Source organism: Priestia sp. SRI_019, from assembly GCF_057586255.1.
In genome coordinates, this window is record NZ_JBYCZN010000007.1 from 67,658 (window position 1) to 87,360 (window position 19,703).

The following is a 19,703-nucleotide window of genomic DNA, read 5'->3' on the forward strand; positions in this document are numbered from 1 at the left end:
GTCAAACATGGTTTCCCCCATGCTTCTTCCTTTTTTGTAAGAAAGCTATAAAAAGAAGGATAGGGGGAATTATTGTGAATAGAGGAATATGCAGAATAAACTTGGCTATATATAATCCTTCATGGAGATGTTCTTGGAAATTACTCGCAATCGTGATAGATAAAAATAGAATAACAATACCTAAAGGATACGCTAACATTGAAGGTGACTTAACTTTGAATAAGTTAGCTGTTCCTATGGTGGCTGCATAAAATAATATGGTAACCTTAAAAAAAATCCCAATCACCATAGCAAGCATAAAAAATACATCAAGTCGTTCTAAAAAATCAGCTACTTGGATGCTCGCGACTGTACTAAGAAGTGGAAATTCGGAACGCGCAGTTAGATTAACTCCAAGCACGCTAATATTAATGAGCATGATAATAACCAAATTGATTCCACTTAATCCAGTTGCACATAGCATGGTCACCTTTGCTTTCTTAGAATCATTTAAATACGGCAAAATCATGGTAAACACAATCGCTTCAGTGAACGGAAAATATAACGTTTCAGCCAATGCAACCTTTACCGATGATAGTAACCCTTCTTCCAAAACAGGTTGTAAATTTTTAAAATCAATTAACCCAGAAGATATAATTAAGATAAAGCCACCAACGGCAAGGACATACATAAAAATAAAAAGCAGTTCTCCTGATCGAGCGATGACCTCAATTCCTTTTCTAATGGTGTAAATAATGACAAGCATTAATAATGCATTGGCAATGAATAAAGGCGTGTCAGGATAGGAAAAAGTTAACAACATTTCACCAAAATCACGTAGAACTCTTGAGGCATCGTACATAAAGTAAAGAATGTAAACAAAGGCAAGTACAGTACCCATCACTTTACCTAAAATTTTTTGCATATATTCTGTAGGCAAAAGGTCAGGATAATAGGTATAAAGTTTATGATAAACTAAAAATAAAACAAAACTTCCTAACATGCCGAGCAGAATCGCAAGCCAGGCATCCTGTTTAGCTCTGATGGCGAGAGGTACCAGTAAAGCACTCCCAAGCTCAAACAGGACCATTAAAATAAAGAGCTGACTGGCACTGATTTTTGCTTTCTCCATTTAACTGGCACCTCCTTCTCCTTACTTTTGATTCTCTTTTACTCCTGAAAGAAACGATTTATTTCGTAAGCCAGCTCGACGTACATAGGCTTCCACTGTGATATCTACATCTAACTTTGGAAAGTAGACATCATTCCATTCTGTTTTTAATTTTTTAAATTGATTTGGTCTAGTACGGTGAACTACTTCGCCAAATCCTAAAATATCCGTTTTGTTTTTTTGGGCACGTTCAATAGCTGTCTTTAGCTCTTTTTTAATTTCTTTCCTCACGGATTGTTCGATTTTTGTAATGACCTTTGGATTGGTGATATCAACAGGTACCTCCATGTCACCGATATCTCCTTCAACACGTGTATGAACAGAAATATGAGGTTTGCCATTCTTCACTTGAGCAGACACACTTGTTTTTTGTCGTACGGTTTGATAAGCAATAGCTTCTTTCTTTCCTGCCCAATCAATATTAATATTCGTTCCTTGGATTTTATTGAGAATCCATACCGTTCCTCTTGCTGGTTTTCCATACAGCCAATCCACTAGCTTTCCTTGTTTTAAGACAGCAATTCCGGAAGCTCGAAGCGTTGCCTCGGGTTCACTTTCCTGAAGGTTATCTAGCTTTTGTGCTTGCTGGGGATTACCAACTAGACGAAATCCTGATACGACAGTTCCTCTTCCAGGGGACTCAATGCTCTTCATCACTTCTTGGAGTGATGTTTTTACATTCTCTCCCCATTTTCTTTCCGTAAATTCTAAGGTTTTTAGCACTTTATTCGCTGGAATTTTATCAACTGGCGTTAATGTTTTGACAAGGTCAGCTGCGGTCGAGTTTTTCGCAATCACAAGAGTGGAAGTATTTCGAAATTCCGGATCCCGATCTAAACCATCGATTAACGTATTAAGTCCTTCTTTTCTGGCCAGTCTTTCTCCAACTACGACTAAGTTTGTATGAGCATAATACAATCGTCGAGAGATTCTGCCTGAAGCCCGTCTACTTGCTTCTACTATATTATCCCCTGAAGCCGAATAGATGGTAATAGGAGGGCTTTGACTGCCTCCTCCTCCTTGCATACCTCCTGCCACGTTTCCTGGATTAATAATTTGAAGTGTTAAGTGAAATCTTCCATCTTTCGTTTCGTCGATACCCATGGCTGATACAATAGCAAGATCCGTTAATTCTTTTTTACTCCAGCAACTTGTGAGCAAGAGCGTCATTGCCATCATTAATAAAAGAAAAAAACCTTTACGCTTCATTGTTGTTACCTTCTTCAAAATCTCGATTCACCATACCTCGAGATGCAGGAGGGTGTGGGTGTTGATTTGTCCCTTCTCGAACCGTATTAGCAGTAATTAATCGTGGTCTTTGTCTCAGTGTCCACCATGGTAATCTCACAACCGTATCAGCATTGTTTACAGGGATGAAGGGAGCAAATGGAGCCATGTAGGGTACTCCAAATGATCGTAAGCCGCATAGATGGACAACCATCAATAAAAGGCACAAAATGATGCCATAGAAACCAAATGTTGCTGCACCAATCATAAACAAAAAACGGATTAAACGAGCTGAAATCGCCATATCAAAAGAAGGTGTGGCAAAACTAGCAATGGCTGTGATTGATACAATGATAACCATTGCTGGTGACACAATACTTGCTTGAACGGCTGCTTGACCAATTACAAGGGCGCCGACAATGGATACTGCTGAACCAATAGCTTTAGGTAAGCGTATCCCTGCTTCGCGTAAGATTTCAAAGGTTATTTCCATAAGCACAGCTTCCACAAATGCCGGAAAAGGGACGGACTCCCTCTGTGCCGCAATCGCTACAATGAGCGTGGTTGGCACCATTTCCTGATGGAAGGTTGTCACCGCGACATAGGTAGCAGGCGCGATTAGCGAAATCATAAACATAAAAATACGTAAAAGACGAATTGAGGTTGCAATGTCAAAACGAGCATAATAATCTTCAGCCGATTGGAAGAATTGCATGAACACAGCTGGCGCAATCAGCACAAATGGGGTTCCATCCACAAATATAGCAATTCGCCCTTCTAACAGGTTCCCTGCTACCACGTCAGGTCTTTCCGTGTTGTATATAGTTGGAAAAGGAGTCAATGTTTGATCCTCTATTAGTTGTTCAATATATCCTGATTCCAAAATACTGTCGATATCAATTCGATTTAATCGCTGACGAATTTCTTTGACGACTTTATCATTGGCAATGCCATGTACGTACATAAGCGTCACATCTGTCTTTGTTACACGCCCAACTTTTAAAGACTCCATCCATAAATCTGGGGTCTTAATGATGCGGCGTACCATAGCTGTGTTGGTCCCAAGAGACTCTGTAAATGCTCCTTTTGGTCCTCGCACTACCATTTGGGTAGTAGATTCCGCAATGGAACGCTTCTCTCCACCTTTGGTACTAGCACTCAGTGCCTGATCTACTCCATCCACTAAAATAAGAGTATCTCCTGCCATTAAAGATGCAAATAAATCATCCAAGTTAGTGATTGAAGATATGTTTCCAATTGTCATTATATCTTTAGAAAGCAGGTCTATCGCATTTTGCTGATTTATTACTTCTTTATGATCATCCTTCATCATAGATTGCAGTAGATACTCTTGAATCGACTGATTGTCTACAATTCCTTCTACATAGACAATCGCTGTTTTAATGTCAGAATCCCCCCCCATTTTTATCTCACGAATAACGACATCTGAACTATTTCCGGTTTTCTGCTTAATCATGTTAAGGTTACCTGATAATGAAACCTGTATCCGTTCTATTTGATGATCAGTAGTTTGATTCTCGTTACCCTGTGGCCGTTTCTTTTTTGGTTTGCGATCTTTAAAAAACGAAGGCATAGATTTAAGCACCCTTCTTTCAGTTTTTATTACTTTAACCATATAAGAGTTTTTTATGTAAAAATTAACAATAAATATTTATGTATCATCATAGAAGAAAGGGAAGAACCTATTATATGGAGCGTGATAGATATGAAAATCATAGGTATTAGCCTTTTAATGATGGGATGTTTAATGGGCTTTTCTTTAGGTATTGATATTGTTCAAGGATTTGATGTTTCTCAGGCGTTGTACAACGCCGTGAGTCCATTTAGGGTAATGGAAGTCGCTGAATTATTTGTACTCTTTTTTCTTCTTTTTCTTTTTTTTGCTGAATCTTTATATCTTTTTATGAAGAAGAAAAATCAAAGCAAGTAACAATATACTCATCAATTATCATTTTTAAAAATAGGAAATGGACATAATGGTAATTTAGTTCAGGCTACCCGTTTCAATCAGTTCTTTCATTAATTAAGATTCATATAAAATAATTCATCGTCTGTGTTATTTAGTTGTTCATTTATCCATTTCCTTACATTATTCATTCTGGAATCAAAAGCCATTTGAAAGAGACCAGTTAACTGAAAATCGGTAAAATGACTTCTCTTTAATTGGAGAAAAGCCTCCTGATAGGAAGAGAAATGAAGCTGTTTGAATAAGAAATCATCCATTGCCTCTCGAATATATTCTTCATTTTTCCAACAATTCATGGGAACATGAGCAAATTGCCAAGGCCTAAAGACACTAGGATAAATCGCTTCAACTATTTGAAAAGGGGAATAGCCTAAAAGCGTAAAGGCGCCACCTAAACCATGTTGTCTAAAAAAATTAAAATTAACTCGAAAGGGTATTTCTTCCATAGGAATCTTCATTTTTTCCTCTATTACATATCTTACTGCCTCAATAGCTCTTCTCTTTCCTTCTTCTCCCTCCCAATATTTATCAGGAGTTTGTTGGAATTGCCAAGGTTTAAATTTTCCTGGATAGGCATTATCAATGACTTCATAATAATTCCATCCATATAGCATAGCAGGGGGTCTGAGACGATGAGACCATAATGTATTGGCACCTACTTGAAAAGGGATTTTATCGATGGGGATTGATAAGTGTTGCTCAAGTAAATAGCATGTCATATAGCGCATATATTTTTTTCCTTCCTTACCTACAAAGAAATAATTAGGAAATCTTTTTCTTCTCTTTTCTAGAACATCTTGATAAACTTCAATGACTTGTTCTCTATTCACTATCGAAAGCCCCTTTTGAGAAAGTATATTTTTATTATTATGTATAATAATGGGATTTATATACGAATGGAGCTGAATCTGATAAGATACATAACAAAAAGAAAAGCTACTTATCCTTTATCAGTAGCTTTTCTTTTTATTATGTAAATAGGGATAAGGTAATTGATAAAGGAAAATATATACTCGTGCATATTGGTTCTTGAAACCCAACTCCAACGAGTCCACCACTCTTTCTAAGCTGCGAATTTTTTGTGTTTAAAACAAAAAATGTAATCGTTTTCTAATTTGATTTGTTGTAAAATAAAAAAGGCATGTTAATTGGAGATTTTTCGAAATGTCATCTTAACTCATTGAGCCTATTCCCACATCAAAGCACCAGGGAATAGGTTTTTTTATGCAATTATGGATATAGTATTTAAACCTATATTTAAAGTGGAATTATTTGTATAAATTTAACAATAACACAAAATATATAGTTCATAAAAGTATATCTTTACGAACAAAAATGAAATTCAATTAGCGAACGCTTTTCAGTGTTCGAAAAAGTATAAAAACACTGTACGAACGACTTTATATTGACACACCACTTTTACGAACGTTTTTAAATAATATCATCTCATATATAGGTGGTTTTAAGTTTGAAATGGAAGGTTCAATCAGTTAATAATCTGAGTAAAACCCTCTTCGTATCATTCGAAGAGGGTTTTTTGTTTCTTCTATTTAGTTCTCATTGCTTTCTTTCAATGCTTTTTCTCTCGCTTTCACAGAAAAATAGGTATTGATCCAAGCTGTAACCGGAATAATGAGAGCTACTCCAATCCCCGCAAAGAAAATGGTCATCATTTCCGCACCAAAGATTTTGGAGTTCACGATCGCACCGATGGAATAATGTAAATCCTTAAACCAGATGAGAAGTGCGAGATAGCCTCCAAAAAAGGCAAAGAACAGCGTGTTCGTATCAGTGCCAAGAATATCCTTTCCTATTCTCATTCCGGACAAGAATAAGTCTTTTCTGCTGATTGAAGGGTGATGCTTCATTGTTTCGCCCATTGATGAAGTGATTGATATGGCAACCTCTGTAATCGCACCGATTGTACTGATGATCATGACAGAAGCTCCTATTTTAACAAAATCAATGCCTACAAAAAGGGAGAAGACAGCAAGCTCTTCAGTCTCTTCTTCACCATACCCTTGAATCATAGATACGTTCACGATCACCTCAATTAATACAATCAAAAGAACAATCGTGACAATTGTAGAAAGAAAAGCAGTTCCTGTTTTTCGATCTACGTTATTAATGAAAAAGAGATTAATACAACTAATGATTGCACACGAAATTAAAGTGATGATGACTGGATTCATTTGCGGGCCGAGCATAAGAAAAATGGTAAACATAAGCACACCAAAGTTCAAAAACAAGGATATAAAAGAGCGCATTCCTCTATATCCGCCAATTACAATCATTAAAACAAGTAGGATCAGTGACAGGATGACTAATGCATTCATATTCTTTTCCTCTTTTGGTTAATAAAATAGATAGATGTGTACACGGCGATTGGGATGGTTAGCATAATGCCAATTCCTCCTGCCAGTGCACGTGCAATCTCTAAGGAAAGGTTCATGGAAAGGGTAAACCCTAATGGTGAAGCATTCTTTAAATACAAAATCATGGACGGAATGGATCCCGCCGCATAAACAAAAAACAAGATGTTGGTTAATGCGCCCATGACGTCTCTCCCAATGTCCATTCCTGATTTTCGAAGTACCGTTAAGCTTATCTTTTCATTCTTTTCATAAAGCCCAAAGAGGGAAGAGGAAATGGTGATTGAAACATCCATGACCGCCCCTAATGATCCAATCAACAAGCCAGCCATAAAGACAATTTCATACGGTCGAGTCAAAAATTGCATTCCTTCATATCTTAATCCGTTTCCATTTGTAAAATGGACCACGGCATACATAACTCCTAACGTTAGGAAGATGCCCAGCAGTGTGGATGTGATCGAAGCGTACGTCATTTCATTTACACCATTGAGGAGCAGCAACGAAATGACTGTAAACAAGATGACCAATATACTGCAGATGAAAACTAAGCTTTTGTATGAACTGTTCACGTAAATATCCAATGCGAAGGACATCAGAGCAGCATTAACCAACAAGCTGATCAAGGCAAGGAATCCCCGTTCCTTACCGACAAAAAGGAGCGTGAAGATGAAAAGCCATCCGACAAGCAGAACGTACTTGTCTCGCTTGGCATTCTTAATGGATCCGGTTAAGTGCTTTTCTTTTGAATGCTTATCAATTATAACGAAGATTTGATTACCGGGTTTATACTTTTGATCATAAGCGCCAGATGAGGAGTATTCATTTTCTAAATGAATAACTTTCCCTTTGTCTTTGCCGTTTTTTATTTCGGCTTTGATACTTTGTTTATAGGTTTGGTCCTTATTGTTATGCTGATCGGTCACTTTCTCTTTACTTTGCAAATGGGTGCTCAACACTTCAGCTATCGGCTGCTTGTAGAATGAGCTATTATGATTCACAAAAATGATGGAGAGGACAAAACAAAACACGATAAGGGAATAAACCACCCATTGTTTTATAGACATCTTTTTCAATTTATTAATGATCATTTTAATCTCGAATTCCTCCGTTCGGAAGGGGTCTGTTCTATATTCATCAGAATTGTTATAGCTTATATTTACTTAGTGAAAAAAGAGAGAACAATGCATTGTATCATGGATAAAGGATTGAAACAAAATTTCCTAAGGTTGATAGCTTAAAAAAGGAGAAAATACATATGAAAAAAGGTAAGGCACTTGCCCTAGTATCTGCTTTTGGATTATTAGTTACGGGAGGAGTAGCTGAAGCATCTACTACATATGAATCATATTCTAAAAAGATTCCTGCATTTAATGGTAGTGCGTATACAGGGTACCAAGGGATGACTGGTTACGACACCACATCGGAAACTATTGATAAAACACAATTAAACTAAAAAAGAGAAGGTTTTTAACCTTCTCTTTTTCTATATCATCTATATTTAAATACTCTTTTTCATCCCGCACTCTCGACATTCACGTAGAAAAATGGCACCTTTTATAGAACTTTTGAAGTAAGATGAATTGCAGTTATCGCATTGGACACTAACTTTATTCGGAAATTCAGCATAGTCATAAACTTTATCAAGGATAATTTTTTGCTAATCTTTCTCTTCTATATAGTCAGAAAGCAGTCTTTGAATAGTTAAAGTACTGCTTTTTTACTTCATTCTATAATGAAGCTAACTCTTTCTTCTTCGTTCACATGTGAAAAATAATTTCAGATCTGTATAGCAGAAAGGAATTCGTAGAAAAGCTGTTAGGATTTATTTCCTTTAAATATGATCTTTCTTTTCTCCTGTTTAATCCGTTTTAACCGTAGTTCTATCTTTTTATCTAACGCTCTATACAGTATTTCGCTAATTGCACATATCAAAAATAAGATTAGAGTAATAATTGCAGCCTTTGGTACATGAAAATAGAAACAAAGTACGACTACAAGTAGGGACATAGCGTAAATAGAGTTGGTTACCCATCTTCTACTTCTATGAGCTTCTAGGTTTCTCTCAAGTAATTCTTTTTGTCCTTCTTCTTTTTTTGTATCTTTTAAATGATGGTATGTAGAATTCATTGCTTTTCTCCCACATGAAAACTAATTGTAAATTATCTCTGCATTAAATATCCTATATGTTTCAATTAAGGAAAAATATGAAGTTTTTCCTTTTTCATATTATATACGAACAAATGTTCTTTTTCAATAAAAACTCTAAAGTTTTCCCGAATATGGATATTGCCTCTACTTCATCTTTCTACATTTTATAATTTAGGGGTCATTTACATAGTCATCCGTATCAAGTTTTAAATAGAAACCCACTGGGTACATGATATACACAATAAGGATGGAATTAAATGTGAAAAGAAGTTTTCGTTTAATTAAAATTTAAGGGGAAGGGAAAATGGGAACGAGAAAACGAGTTGCAGGGGCTTTTCATTCGGAGCAAGAAGTGATACATGAAATTAAGGGGTTAAAACATCAGGGGTATCGTGAAACAGACATATTAGTAATAGCAAAGGATAGCAATAATACTTTACAGTTAGGGACTGAAACGAATGTAATGATAGAAGCTGGAACACCAGCTGTAAGTTCGTTGGCAGGTGTGATGATGGACAGCTTTCTTACCATGATGACAGGTGGAATGATTTCTACTATCCAAGCTGGTGGCCTAACTTCAAAACTTGTCGGAATGGGGATTCAAAGCTTTACTGCAAAACAGTGTGAAATGGGTGTAAAGGAAGGGAAAATCCTTGTCCTAATTGATGTGGATGAAACTCAAACAATTCCTTCACATACTACGGTTAGGGAGTCGCCATACGAGACAGAGGGGCATAGGTCAGTGCAACTTCGTGAAGAGCAGCTTAATGTAAGGAAAGAGCGAGGTCAGACTGGGGAAATAAACCTTCGTAAGGAAATTGTAGAAGAACTACGAACTATCCAGGTTCCAGTTATGCGTGAGGAAGTCTACGTAGAACGTCGCCCGGTCATAGACGGTCAGTATGATGGTAGCCCATTGACAGAGAACGAGATCATTCGTATTCCTATTATGGAGGAGCGAGTTGAAGTAACCAAGAGGCCTGTAGTTGTGGAAGAAGTCATCATTGGTAAGCGTAAAATTCAAGAGATTAAAGAGATGAAGGATACTGTTCTAAAGGAAGAAGCAAAAATTGAACAGTCAGAACTTCCCGTGATTCCTGAACTTGCTGACTCTGAAATCTATCAAAACATGGATAATCACGTAGATCAAAGTTACCAAGAAGTTGCTGCCGCAATTGCCTCTGATGCTCCAAAAGAGGAAAAAGTTAAACTTTCACCCAACAAGAAACAAGAAGCTCAACTTAAAGTGACAACTTCTCCTGTTATTAAAGAAATTGAAGAGGTTGCAACCCCAGTAAACAACCAGAAACCAGAAAGTCAAACTAAAGATACAGATATTACGACTTCTGAAAAAAGAAAAAACAATGAGAAATTAACAAACGAGCAAAAGAAATAAGTATATCTCCTCTATGGTTTATAGCAGAGAGAATAATTAGGGATATTTAAGGAAGGGCTGCCTAGCTGTATTGGCAGCTTTTTTTATTTCTCTTTAAATTAACATAAGTAATGTTTCTAAAATCAAAAAAGCATTAAAATAACTTATTAAAATGAGCATAAACAGGCAATAAAATAAAAGAAATGACTTTCATTACTGGGGGTCATTTCTTTTATTCCTAAAAGTCCTGGAGATTGTATCAAATTCCAACAGGTATTCTCACTAAACTCTAGAAATATTACTTATCAAAATAATTTATAAATATTTCCAATTCCAATAGAAGCAGGTGATTAAATGGAACGAAAGAAGTTTATTGAATACATTGATAAGTTACTAGAACAATCTGATGCGTGGAGAAAGGATGCGGAGAAAAGGGAAGACTGGAACAGTGCATGTTTTTACCAAGGTGAGGTCAAAGCTTATGAGAGAGTAAAGAGATTGGTTAATCAGCAGTTACATGTATAAATAAAAATTACAACCCTAACTCAGAAATGAGAAGGGTTTGCTTTACTTCCTTTTCTAGTTTACATAAGACATATTCTAGGAACCAATTTATTTCAGGAGAAAGGGGGCCTTTTATGGTCCAATATAATAGTAAGTGCATAGAGTTAGTTTATAGATAGAGTAAAATCGTTTGAGTGTCTTAGACTGCGCTTTTTTATATCTCAATTTGTTAAGAATACTTTTGAAATTGAGATATAAACAATTTAAATTTATATTAAAACCCACAATTTTGCCTGTCTACTCATAGAAATAAAAAGAAACTATACAGCAGCAGGTGATCATTAGATGTTTATAAAATATATGCTCTTCTTTATATGTTGGAACGTGGCTTAGTCGCGTATATTTTTCATCAACTGAATGGGAGATCTAAAGTTGTATCAAAAATTGAAGTAGAACGTAATGAGAATCACTGGCAGCATAACGAATTGTATCTTCTAGGTCCTAAAAAGAAGTAAACAAAGGTAAATAAAAAAGAGAAGATTTTAACCTTCTCTTTTTACCACATATATTCTACAGTTTTAAAGTTAATTATTTAATTAACAACAGCTGTTATCCATTCCTACCAAAACAAATCCTGCACCTTGAGGACCTTCTTGAACATCAAGTGTAAGCCCTTGAGTTGTAGATAGTACTGTATTTTCAATAGCTACTTGAATACCGTTAATTTCTTGGACTGTATCATCCTCAGTAGGTTCGTCTAATGATAAACCGACTTGAGGTCCACAGCATCCAGCACCTTCAGAGTAAAAACGAATGCCTTTAGCTCCTTGTTCAGCGAATACATCTTCTAACATCTTTTTAGCTCCATCTGTGATATTCATCTAATCTCTCCCTATCTTCAATTATATTTATTGGTTAAGCTTCTGGAAATAAACGTTGAAGTGAAGCTTTCATTTCAGGTTTTACATTAATTTTAGCACGAGCTGCTTTTGCTTTTTCTTCGGCTTCTGCAATGGAATCAGCTTCTCCAAGTGCTAACAGAGTTCCAATTGCAATCGTACCAGTACGATTACTTCCTCCTGCACAATGGAAGTAAATCTTCTTCTCTTCCTTGTACGATTTTATTACTTCATTAATTGCATTTTCAATAGATTCATCTTGGTTTTCTGCATCATCTACAATTGGCGTATGAACACGTACTTCTGGAGCATCATGTTCTAATGATTCTGCACGTAAGTCATAAATCACATCTACTTTATCATTTTTCATTATTTCTTTTACATCAGCTGCACCACCAATAAAAATACGATTGTCAATTAATGATTGATAATTTTTGTTATTCATGTTGTCCACCTCTATAATTTTAATGTCTGAATCATTATTAAAACAGGTTACTTCCCACTTTGAATTATTGAATATACTCTTTGACTTTTTCGTAACCGATTTTCTCTTCTGGTTGCCAGGGAATAATAGCACAATTAGATGTTAATTCTTTCTTTATTTTCTTAATCCATGCTTTTTCAGCTTGTGATCTTCCCTTTAAAATAGCATCCTTTGTATCTGTTGCGTACAAACTTTGGTTGATAACCCACCATTTTGGCGTAATTTCAGCACGTTTCAAGTCTTCCTGAAGACGATTCGCTTCTAATACTGGCGTTGCTTCTGCAAGAGTTACAATAACTACACTCGTTTCTTTTGGATTACGTAAACGTGGCAGTAACGTTTTAACGCTTTCTGGAACCTCTCCTGTAGCTTTTTCCAATTCTTTATGATAAGACTCGCTAGCATCAAGTAAAAGCAACGTATGACCAGTTGGTGCTGTATCAATGACTACAATTTCATCATTTGACTTAGCTACCACATCCGCAAAAGCTCGAAACACAGCAATTTCTTCTGTACATGGTGAATTTAAGTCTTCTTGAATATAAGCAATGCCATCTTCATCAAGTTCCTCACTAGCTTTTGTAAGTACTTCTTTTTTATAAGCATCTACTTCAGCTTTAGGGTCAATTCGACTGATGCTTAGTAATTCCTTTGCTCCACTATTACTAAAAATAAAATCTAAATGGGCTGCAGGATCTGTGGTAGTTAAATGAACACGATGGCCTTTTTCAACTAGTCCTACTGCAATGGCAGATGCTACTGTTGTTTTACCAACACCGCCTTTACCCATTGTGAAAATAACTTTTGTTCCATTTTTAGAGAAGTCTTCTACAACATCTTTAAACTCGGATAACTTTTCTGGAGAAAGCTCTACATTTTTAATTTCGGTTTCTGGTAATGTCTCTGATTTAAACAAACGACGTAAATGATTAATACCCGTTAAAGGGTAAGATACGTAAGGCACTGAATACATAACCATTTGTTGAAGTTCTTCTGGCACTTTCTTTAATGATTCTTGTTGTCGAGTATAAAAAGCAGTAGATATTTCATCGCCTTGTACATATTGACTCATTAACCCATTCACAATTAAGTTTTGATTTAAAATGCCAATATCTTTTAATTCTTTTGAAGCTCTATTTGCCTCTTCTAGAGAAGAAACATCGGGCCGAGCCACTAACATTAAAGTCGTCTGATCCGGATTTGATAAAGCTTCTACCGTTTTTGCGTATAAACCTCTCTTTTCATCTAGACCTGATAAAGGCCCTAAACAAGAAGCTCCATGTGTACTTTCATCTAAGAAACCAGTCCATGCACTAGGCAATTGTAACAAGCGAAGTGTATGCCCTGTTGGCGCTGTATCAAAAAGAATATAATCAAACTGGTTGACCATTTCTTCATTAGCAAGTAAATTTGTAAACTCATCAAATGCAGCAATCTCTACCGTACAAGCTCCAGATAATTGTTCTTCCATAGTAGAAACAACAGCATCAGGGAGTTTTCCACGATAAGGTCCTACGACTTTCTCACGGTATGTTTTTGCTGCTTCTTCAGGGTCCAGGTTACAAGCATATAAATTTTTCACCATCGGTATCTCAATTGGCTCGTTTCTCAAGTCAATTTCAAATACATCTTGTAAATTTGAAGCAGGATCTGTACTAACAATCAGTACTTTATGACCGTTATCTGCTAACGAAACAGCTACAGCACATGCTATGGATGTTTTGCCAACACCGCCTTTACCTGTAAAAAATAAAAAGGGTGTTTGAACCATTTTTTCGGGTTGAAAAGATTTGAACATTTCTTTTACCTCCCTATTTTGGATTATTAATATTTAATTTGATCGACATGCGTGGTTTTTCGCTCTTTAATTCTTCAGTTTTAACACCAAACCATTCAGCAAATTCTTCATTGGTTGGGTAGCTTCCAGTTTTCTCTACTTCACCATCCACTAATACCACTGGTAAAGCATCTGGACCTTTACTCATAAGAATCTTATTAACTGCTACTTGATCAACGAACTTATTTGGTTCGCTTGTTAAGTTATAACGTGTAATATCGAACCCTTTTTTCTCCAAGGAGAATACAGCTGAAGCCACCCTTGTTAATTCAGGATCAACACTAGGACCACAAACACCTGTTGAACAACACATAGCTGGATCAAAAATCTCTACTTTCTTCATAATTTCATCTCCCTTTATGTAGACTATACCTTTTTAAAAGTAGTTTATAATAATATACTTATATAAAAGATAAAGGATATGCCGAGAGAAACTCTCCCGGCTATTTAATTTTAATGATTATTTACCTGTTTCAGCAAAACGGTGAATACGCTCTCCGATTTCATCACGTACACGTTGGAAGAATGCCCATTTCTCTTCATCTGTTCCTTCTGCTTTTGCTGGATCATCAAATCCCCAGTGTTCACGTTTTACATGAGGAGGCGTTACTGGGCAGTGATCTGCTGCGTGACCACATAACGTGACGACTAAATCCGCATTATTTAAAATTTCAGGATCAATAACATCAGATGTTTGATTCGAAATATCAATGCCTGCTTCTTTCATCGCTTTGACAGCATTGGGGTTTAGCCCATGTGCTTCCAGACCTGCACTGCGTACATCCCATTCTTCATTATTTAGATGTTTTTTTGCCCAACCTTCTGCCATTTGGCTACGGCAAGAGTTACCTGTACATAAGAAATAAAGTGTTTTTTTAGACATGTGTCAAATCTCCTTTAGAAATGTTATGAAATAATAAGTAACCAAATATATAAACCAACAAGTGTAATAAACAGTGTTGGAATGGTTAAAATGATACCTGTTTTGAAATAGGTTCCCCATGAGATTTTCACGCCTTTTGTAGAAAGAACATGAAGCCATAAGAGTGTGGCAAGAGAACCGATTGGCGTGATTTTCGGACCTAAATCTGATCCAATAACATTGGCGTAAATAAGTGCTTCTTTAATCGTTCCTGTTGTATGTGTTGCGTCTATCGCAAGGGCATCAATCATAACGGTTGGCATATTGTTCATGATGGATGAAAGAATGGCTGCAATAAATCCCATGCCAATGGTTGCTGCAAACAGGCCTTGATCGGCTGTTGCTTGAATCACATCGGCTAGCACTTCTGTTAGACCAACATTACGTAAACCGTATACCACGACATACATACCGATGGAGAAAAAGACAATGGCCCACGGTGCTCCTTTTAATACTGTTTTTGTTTCCACTGCTGGACTTGTTCTTGCTATTCCTAAGAAGAAAACAGCAATAATTCCTGCAATGAGAGATACCGGAATATCGAAAAATTCACCAACAAAGTAACCAAGGACTAGAATAACGAGTACTATCCCAGATAATCGGAACATCTTTTCATCTTTAATCGCATCGACTGGTTTCTGTAAATCCGCAACATTGTACTTCTTAGGAATACTTTTGCGGAAGTATAGATATAAAACAATAATGCTTGAGAAGAGTGCGAACAAATCTGGCACAATCATACGTGATGCAAACTCAGAAAATCGAATACCAAAAAAATCAGCTGATACGATATTAACTAAGTTACTAACCACAAGTGGTAATGACGTTGTATCTGCAATAAATCCACTTGCAATTATAAATGGAAAGACCATTTTATCTTCAAACTTTAATGCGCGAACCATTGCCAGTACAATCGGCGTTAAAATTAAGGCTGCTCCATCATTCGCAAATAAGGCTGCAACAACGGCTCCAAGTAGCGAAACATATACAAACATACGAACACCATTGCCACCTGCAGCTCTTGCCATATGCAATGCTGCCCATTCAAAGAAACCAATTTCATCTAAAATTAAGGAAATAATAATAACTGCGATAAATGTGAGGGTCGCATTCCATACGATGCTTGTTACATCCAGAACATCTTGAAAATCAACGACTCCTGCCAGCAAAGCCAGGACGGCTCCCCCACAGGCTGACCAACCTATAGATAGGTTTTTAGGTTGCCAAATAACAAAAACTAATGTCACTAAAAAGATCAGTGACGCCAGGACAACTGATGTCAATTTTTAAACCTCCAATTACTCACAACAACTAATACGTAAGCCTTGTTTTTCTAATTCAGTTAAACGTTCATCTTGACTTGGTAATGAAGCAAGCAAACTGATTATAAAATCGTGATTTTCATGTGCTTCGTTAAGAGAATAAAAAACCCATTGTCCTTTTCGTTTTTCCTTCACTAAACCAATATCTTTTAACTTGCGTAAATGCTGACTAATGGATGGCTGACTAGCCTTGTAGATTTCTACTAATTCGCAAACACAGCATTCATTTGTTTGTAAAAGCTTCATCATTGATAGGCGCGTTTTATCACCCAACAATTTTAGAATTTGAGCTGCTTTTTCAATTTCAACTACTGTTTTCACACCCACGTACATACACCTCCTAGTTAACTAGAATTAATATATAATAATTTGCTTATATGTTTATGTGTATTAATATACTTGCTTTTTAAAACATTTACAACCCTTTTGATTAAATAAGTTAGATCAGTCCCATCTTGTTATCATGCACCCATCTAACTGTTCACTTATATATAAAGAAATTTATGTAATAATTAACCTTCACATCAACTTCTACTTATATGTGAAAAATCCCCCAAGATTATTCCTTAGAGGATTTTACGAATTATTTAAGGATTTTCTCCATTGCCATCACATCTACATGCTGATCGTCTAATATTCCTTGTTCATAAAAAACGCCAACTTCTCGAAACCCCAAACTACGGTATAGTTTCTGACCTGCTTCATTAAAAGGAAAAGTCGAGAGAACTAGCTTATGAAAATTATTTTTCTTTGCGATAATTTCTAAGGTGTGCAATAAAGCTTTTCCAATCCCCTTTCCTCGACTCTCACGTTGAATATAGACGGATACATCAGCTACGCCATTATATGCACAACGATGAGAATAGGGATTTAAAGAAGCCCATCCGACTATTTCTCCTTCTCTTTCGGCCACAATAACCTCATACCGATCATTGCGATGATACAACCATTCTTTTATGTAAGGTAAATCCTTTACATCTTCCTCTAAAGTAGCAATTCTGTCTTCAATTCCTTCGTTATAAATACTTAAAACTTGTGGTAAATCCTCTTCTTTCATGATTCGAACATTCATAAAACTCCCCCTATCTTAAGTCTTTAATTATTATATCAATTTTTTTTGATGTATTAATTGATTTCTGTAATTTTTTTGATATGATTAATACATCAAGAAATTTTGATTCATTCAATGTGAGGTTAAAATATGAGAATTAACAATTCAGGAAACCTATCTGTAGAGTATTTTCATGCTTATTTCCGATTAGTCGTCAATACACAAAATATAGACAAAAACGAAGCTAAAACCCTTATATTCAAACGTTTTTTTCATGATGATCCAATGTTACGCGGAAAAACTACGTATACAAATTTTGAAAAAGCATACAATACATTTACCTATTAAATCAAAAAAAGTTGATTAAGGAGAAGAGTAATGGATACAGTAAAAGATATGAAGCAAACATTTGAACAATACGAACAAAAGTTTAAAGCTCTTGCGGATCAAAAAAGACTAGAAATTATGCATGAGCTTTGTCAACGAGGTCAAACATGTGTGTGTGATTTAACTGAATTCTTTGGTATATCCCAGTCAAAACTATCCTATCACTTGAAGATTTTATTGGATGCTAACTTGATTACAAAAGAAAAAAAGGGAACTTGGAATTACTATGATCTAAACAACGAAGAGCTAAATCATTTATTATCTGAGGAGCTACGTTGTTTATTTAAAAATGAAAAAGGATAATTTTATCCTTATTTTTTACCGAATATATCAATTTTTTTGATTTAACGTAGTGCTTATATTACTAAGGAGGAATTTTAAGTGAAATATGTTCATGTAGGAATTAACGTAACGAATTTAGACCAATCGATTAAGTTCTATCAAAAGGTATTTGGCATAAAACCTGAGAAGATAAAAGAAGACTATGCGAAATTTCTATTAGATGAACCAGGACTTAACTTTACTCTAAACGTACGTGATGAGGTAAACGGGAACCAAGTCAACCACTTTGGATTCCAAGTTAATGATGCAGAAGAAGTAATTGCTCATAAAGAACGATTAGCGAAAGAAGGATTCTTTGCTCGTGAGGAGATGGATACAACTTGTTGTTATGCTGTTCAAGATAAATTTTGGGTAACAGATCCGGACGGAAATGAATGGGAATTCTTTTACACTAAAGCAAATAGTGATGTTCATAAAATTAGCTCCAATGTAGGGCCAAATGAAAAAGCCCCTAAAACTTGTTGTTAAATGAAAAGCCTGCCTCTTCAAGGAGACAGGCTTTTTTTGAATCTCTAACATGTTCTTCTACTTCGGAAATCGTATAAAGATATAATAGCTGTTAAAGGAGTAACTTTAGAATATAGTAGAAGACCATTGCAATAATCCCGGCTCCTGGTAAAGTAACTACCCATGATAGAATAATTTCTTTAATAACTCCGAAATTCATTGCTTTTCGTCCATTCTTTAATCCAGCTCCAATAATAGAAGAAGTACTTACGTGGGTTGTAGAAGCTGGTAATCCAAATTGACTCGATGCCATAACTAATGAGGTGGTAGTGAACACTGCTGATAAGGAGCTATTTTCATCTAATTTGGTCACTTTTTTTGCTAACAACTCTGTGACTGGCAGCCCTTTAATTAAGCTCCCTAGGCTCATTGCTACCGTGACTAAAATGAAGAATGAAAATGGTAAGGTATTGCTTTGTTCTGAGGAACCATTTAACACTGAGACTAGTAAAGCAATTGCTACAATTTTTGGCGTATCATTGACTGATCGAACAAAACAAATTAAGCCACTAGATATCCACGCAATACCTTTTCCTACTTGTGGATTAATTTTAATTTTGTCTATAAATAAATTAAGTAACCAAGCTATACATAAACCTAATACAGGACTAAGAAGTAATGGTAAAACAAATTTACTTCCAAGATTGCCCCATAAAACACTAGATACCCCCTGTGAAATACATGCAACTAGAATGACTGCTCCGATAATGGCATGAGTTGTAGAAACAGGTAACGAGAATTTAGTGGCAAGTGCTACCCAAAGAGTTGCTCCTAAAGCCATAGCTAAAGCCATAATGCCTGTAAGTTGATAGTCTGGATTCATTAAACCTGCAGTAAATAAACCAACTAATTTAGAAGCAAGAAAAAAGGAACATACTCCTCCAATTGCTGTCATGATAACACCATATATAATAGCTGTTAACGCACTCGCATAGCCAGAAGCTACTAACGAGGACACACCTTTAGAGACATCGTTTCCTCCATTTTCTGCAGCTAACCATGCGACAACACATAACCCTATAAACGTTAAAAAGGAACTTGTAGGAACAATATTCATTAGTGCAAAGAAGCTTGTCGTTACAATTGAGATGATTAAGCCTGTTAGAGGGCTCGTTCCAAAATTTAATTTCTTTCTTATCCTTGGTTGAATTACTATATCTTCACTTATCTTTTGATTTTGCATCTC

At 35.9% G+C, this 19,703-nt stretch carries 23 protein-coding genes; 6 read left to right on the forward strand and 17 right to left on the reverse strand.

From position 1 onward, the window contains the following. Nucleotide 1: 1 nt before the first annotated feature. The 3 genes from AC2YJL_RS24650 to AC2YJL_RS24660 are packed head-to-tail and all read right to left on the reverse strand — an operon-like array spanning nt 2 to nt 3,971. Nucleotides 2–1,111: a GerAB/ArcD/ProY family transporter gene (locus AC2YJL_RS24650; protein WP_230932200.1), complete on the reverse strand. Its 1,110-nt coding sequence runs from the start codon at nt 1,109–1,111 to the stop codon at nt 2–4. Nucleotides 1,112–1,132: 21 nt separating this feature from the next. Beyond that, complete coding sequence (locus AC2YJL_RS24655) at nt 1,133–2,359, reverse strand: Ger(x)C family spore germination protein (protein WP_230932199.1); 1,227 nt, start codon at nt 2,357–2,359, stop codon at nt 1,133–1,135. Then, nucleotides 2,349–3,971, reverse strand: coding sequence for a spore germination protein (locus AC2YJL_RS24660; protein WP_230932198.1), 1,623 nt, complete (start codon nt 3,969–3,971; stop codon nt 2,349–2,351). The genes AC2YJL_RS24655 and AC2YJL_RS24660 overlap by 11 nt, the downstream gene beginning before the upstream one ends. Nucleotides 3,972–4,103: 132 nt before the next feature. Here AC2YJL_RS24660 and AC2YJL_RS24665 point away from each other — a divergent pair, with 132 nt between their 5' ends. After that, nucleotides 4,104–4,328, forward strand: coding sequence for a YczF family membrane protein (locus AC2YJL_RS24665; protein ID WP_098334763.1), 225 nt, complete (start codon nt 4,104–4,106; stop codon nt 4,326–4,328). A gap of 89 nt (nt 4,329–4,417) precedes the next feature. On the opposite strand, the gene AC2YJL_RS24670 is transcribed toward AC2YJL_RS24665, so the two are convergent. The 3 genes from AC2YJL_RS24670 to AC2YJL_RS24680 all read right to left on the reverse strand — a co-directional run bounded on the left by AC2YJL_RS24670 (nt 4,418) and on the right by AC2YJL_RS24680 (nt 7,833). Continuing rightward, the gene (locus tag AC2YJL_RS24670) at nt 4,418–5,194 is read right to left on the reverse strand and encodes a DUF4046 domain-containing protein (protein WP_144635477.1); all 777 of its coding nucleotides are present in this window, start codon (nt 5,192–5,194) and stop codon (nt 4,418–4,420) included. A 720-nt stretch (nt 5,195–5,914) separates the two neighbouring features. Then, nucleotides 5,915–6,700 (reverse strand): YibE/F family protein, encoded by a 786-nt coding sequence (locus AC2YJL_RS24675; RefSeq protein WP_230932197.1) that lies wholly within the window; start codon nt 6,698–6,700, stop codon nt 5,915–5,917. Next, nucleotides 6,697–7,833: a YibE/F family protein gene (locus AC2YJL_RS24680; RefSeq protein WP_372586396.1), complete on the reverse strand. Its 1,137-nt coding sequence runs from the start codon at nt 7,831–7,833 to the stop codon at nt 6,697–6,699. Before AC2YJL_RS24680 ends, AC2YJL_RS24675 begins: the two co-directional genes overlap by 4 nt. A gap of 161 nt (nt 7,834–7,994) precedes the next feature. Here AC2YJL_RS24680 and AC2YJL_RS24685 point away from each other — a divergent pair, with 161 nt between their 5' ends. After that, nucleotides 7,995–8,192, forward strand: a complete 198-nt coding sequence (locus AC2YJL_RS24685; protein WP_487374999.1) for a hypothetical protein — start codon at nt 7,995–7,997, stop codon at nt 8,190–8,192. 45 nt (nt 8,193–8,237) lie between these two features. Here the strand turns inward: AC2YJL_RS24685 and AC2YJL_RS24690 are convergent, their stop codons facing one another. Then, nucleotides 8,238–8,390 carry a DUF8096 family protein gene (locus tag AC2YJL_RS24690; RefSeq protein ID WP_483879672.1) on the reverse strand — a complete coding sequence of 51 codons (153 nt, stop codon included), beginning with the start codon at nt 8,388–8,390 and terminating at the stop codon, nt 8,238–8,240. A 164-nt stretch (nt 8,391–8,554) separates the two neighbouring features. Further along, nucleotides 8,555–8,866 (reverse strand): hypothetical protein, encoded by a 312-nt coding sequence (locus tag AC2YJL_RS24695; protein WP_230932194.1) that lies wholly within the window; start codon nt 8,864–8,866, stop codon nt 8,555–8,557. 325 nt (nt 8,867–9,191) lie between these two features. Between AC2YJL_RS24695 and AC2YJL_RS24700 the strand changes: the two genes are divergently transcribed. Continuing rightward, on the forward strand, nt 9,192–10,283 hold the full coding sequence (locus AC2YJL_RS24700; RefSeq protein ID WP_230932193.1) for a YsnF/AvaK domain-containing protein: 1,092 nt from the start codon (nt 9,192–9,194) through the stop codon (nt 10,281–10,283). A gap of 333 nt (nt 10,284–10,616) precedes the next feature. Continuing rightward, nucleotides 10,617–10,787, forward strand: a complete 171-nt coding sequence (locus AC2YJL_RS24705) for a hypothetical protein (RefSeq protein ID WP_165574757.1) — start codon at nt 10,617–10,619, stop codon at nt 10,785–10,787. A gap of 575 nt (nt 10,788–11,362) precedes the next feature. Here AC2YJL_RS24705 and AC2YJL_RS24710 read toward each other — a convergent pair. The 8 genes from AC2YJL_RS24710 to AC2YJL_RS24745 all read right to left on the reverse strand — a co-directional run bounded on the left by AC2YJL_RS24710 (nt 11,363) and on the right by AC2YJL_RS24745 (nt 17,302). Beyond that, nucleotides 11,363–11,647 (reverse strand): HesB/IscA family protein, encoded by a 285-nt coding sequence (locus AC2YJL_RS24710; RefSeq protein WP_047751966.1) that lies wholly within the window; start codon nt 11,645–11,647, stop codon nt 11,363–11,365. Nucleotides 11,648–11,681: 34 nt separating this feature from the next. Further along, complete coding sequence (locus tag AC2YJL_RS24715; RefSeq protein ID WP_230932192.1) at nt 11,682–12,110, reverse strand: protein-tyrosine phosphatase family protein; 429 nt, start codon at nt 12,108–12,110, stop codon at nt 11,682–11,684. A 64-nt stretch (nt 12,111–12,174) separates the two neighbouring features. Next, on the reverse strand, nt 12,175–13,947 hold the full coding sequence (arsA, locus tag AC2YJL_RS24720) for an arsenical pump-driving ATPase (RefSeq protein WP_487375000.1): 1,773 nt from the start codon (nt 13,945–13,947) through the stop codon (nt 12,175–12,177). Between the two features lie 13 nt (nt 13,948–13,960). Beyond that, a complete protein-coding gene (arsD, locus tag AC2YJL_RS24725) occupies nt 13,961–14,329 on the reverse strand; it encodes an arsenite efflux transporter metallochaperone ArsD (protein WP_230932190.1) in 369 nt (122 codons plus the stop codon). A 117-nt stretch (nt 14,330–14,446) separates the two neighbouring features. Continuing rightward, nucleotides 14,447–14,869 (reverse strand): arsenate reductase (thioredoxin), encoded by a 423-nt coding sequence (gene arsC / locus AC2YJL_RS24730; RefSeq protein ID WP_047751970.1) that lies wholly within the window; start codon nt 14,867–14,869, stop codon nt 14,447–14,449. 23 nt (nt 14,870–14,892) lie between these two features. Next, nucleotides 14,893–16,191 (reverse strand): arsenical efflux pump membrane protein ArsB, encoded by a 1,299-nt coding sequence (locus tag AC2YJL_RS24735; protein ID WP_047751971.1) that lies wholly within the window; start codon nt 16,189–16,191, stop codon nt 14,893–14,895. 15 nt (nt 16,192–16,206) lie between these two features. Next, nucleotides 16,207–16,557: an ArsR/SmtB family transcription factor gene (locus tag AC2YJL_RS24740; RefSeq protein ID WP_230932189.1), complete on the reverse strand. Its 351-nt coding sequence runs from the start codon at nt 16,555–16,557 to the stop codon at nt 16,207–16,209. A gap of 256 nt (nt 16,558–16,813) precedes the next feature. After that, on the reverse strand, nt 16,814–17,302 hold the full coding sequence (locus AC2YJL_RS24745; protein ID WP_195694660.1) for an arsinothricin resistance N-acetyltransferase ArsN1 family A: 489 nt from the start codon (nt 17,300–17,302) through the stop codon (nt 16,814–16,816). A gap of 375 nt (nt 17,303–17,677) precedes the next feature. Here AC2YJL_RS24745 and AC2YJL_RS24750 point away from each other — a divergent pair, with 375 nt between their 5' ends. Together AC2YJL_RS24750 and AC2YJL_RS24755 are read left to right on the forward strand one after the other, a co-directional pair. Continuing rightward, complete coding sequence (locus AC2YJL_RS24750) at nt 17,678–17,971, forward strand: ArsR/SmtB family transcription factor (RefSeq protein WP_195697079.1); 294 nt, start codon at nt 17,678–17,680, stop codon at nt 17,969–17,971. 78 nt (nt 17,972–18,049) lie between these two features. Then, complete coding sequence (locus AC2YJL_RS24755) at nt 18,050–18,478, forward strand: ArsI/CadI family heavy metal resistance metalloenzyme (RefSeq protein WP_230932188.1); 429 nt, start codon at nt 18,050–18,052, stop codon at nt 18,476–18,478. A gap of 91 nt (nt 18,479–18,569) precedes the next feature. Here AC2YJL_RS24755 and AC2YJL_RS24760 read toward each other — a convergent pair whose 3' ends face one another. Further along, on the reverse strand, nt 18,570–19,574 hold the full coding sequence (locus tag AC2YJL_RS24760) for an inorganic phosphate transporter (RefSeq protein ID WP_230932187.1): 1,005 nt from the start codon (nt 19,572–19,574) through the stop codon (nt 18,570–18,572). Nucleotides 19,575–19,703: the final 129 nt, after the last annotated feature.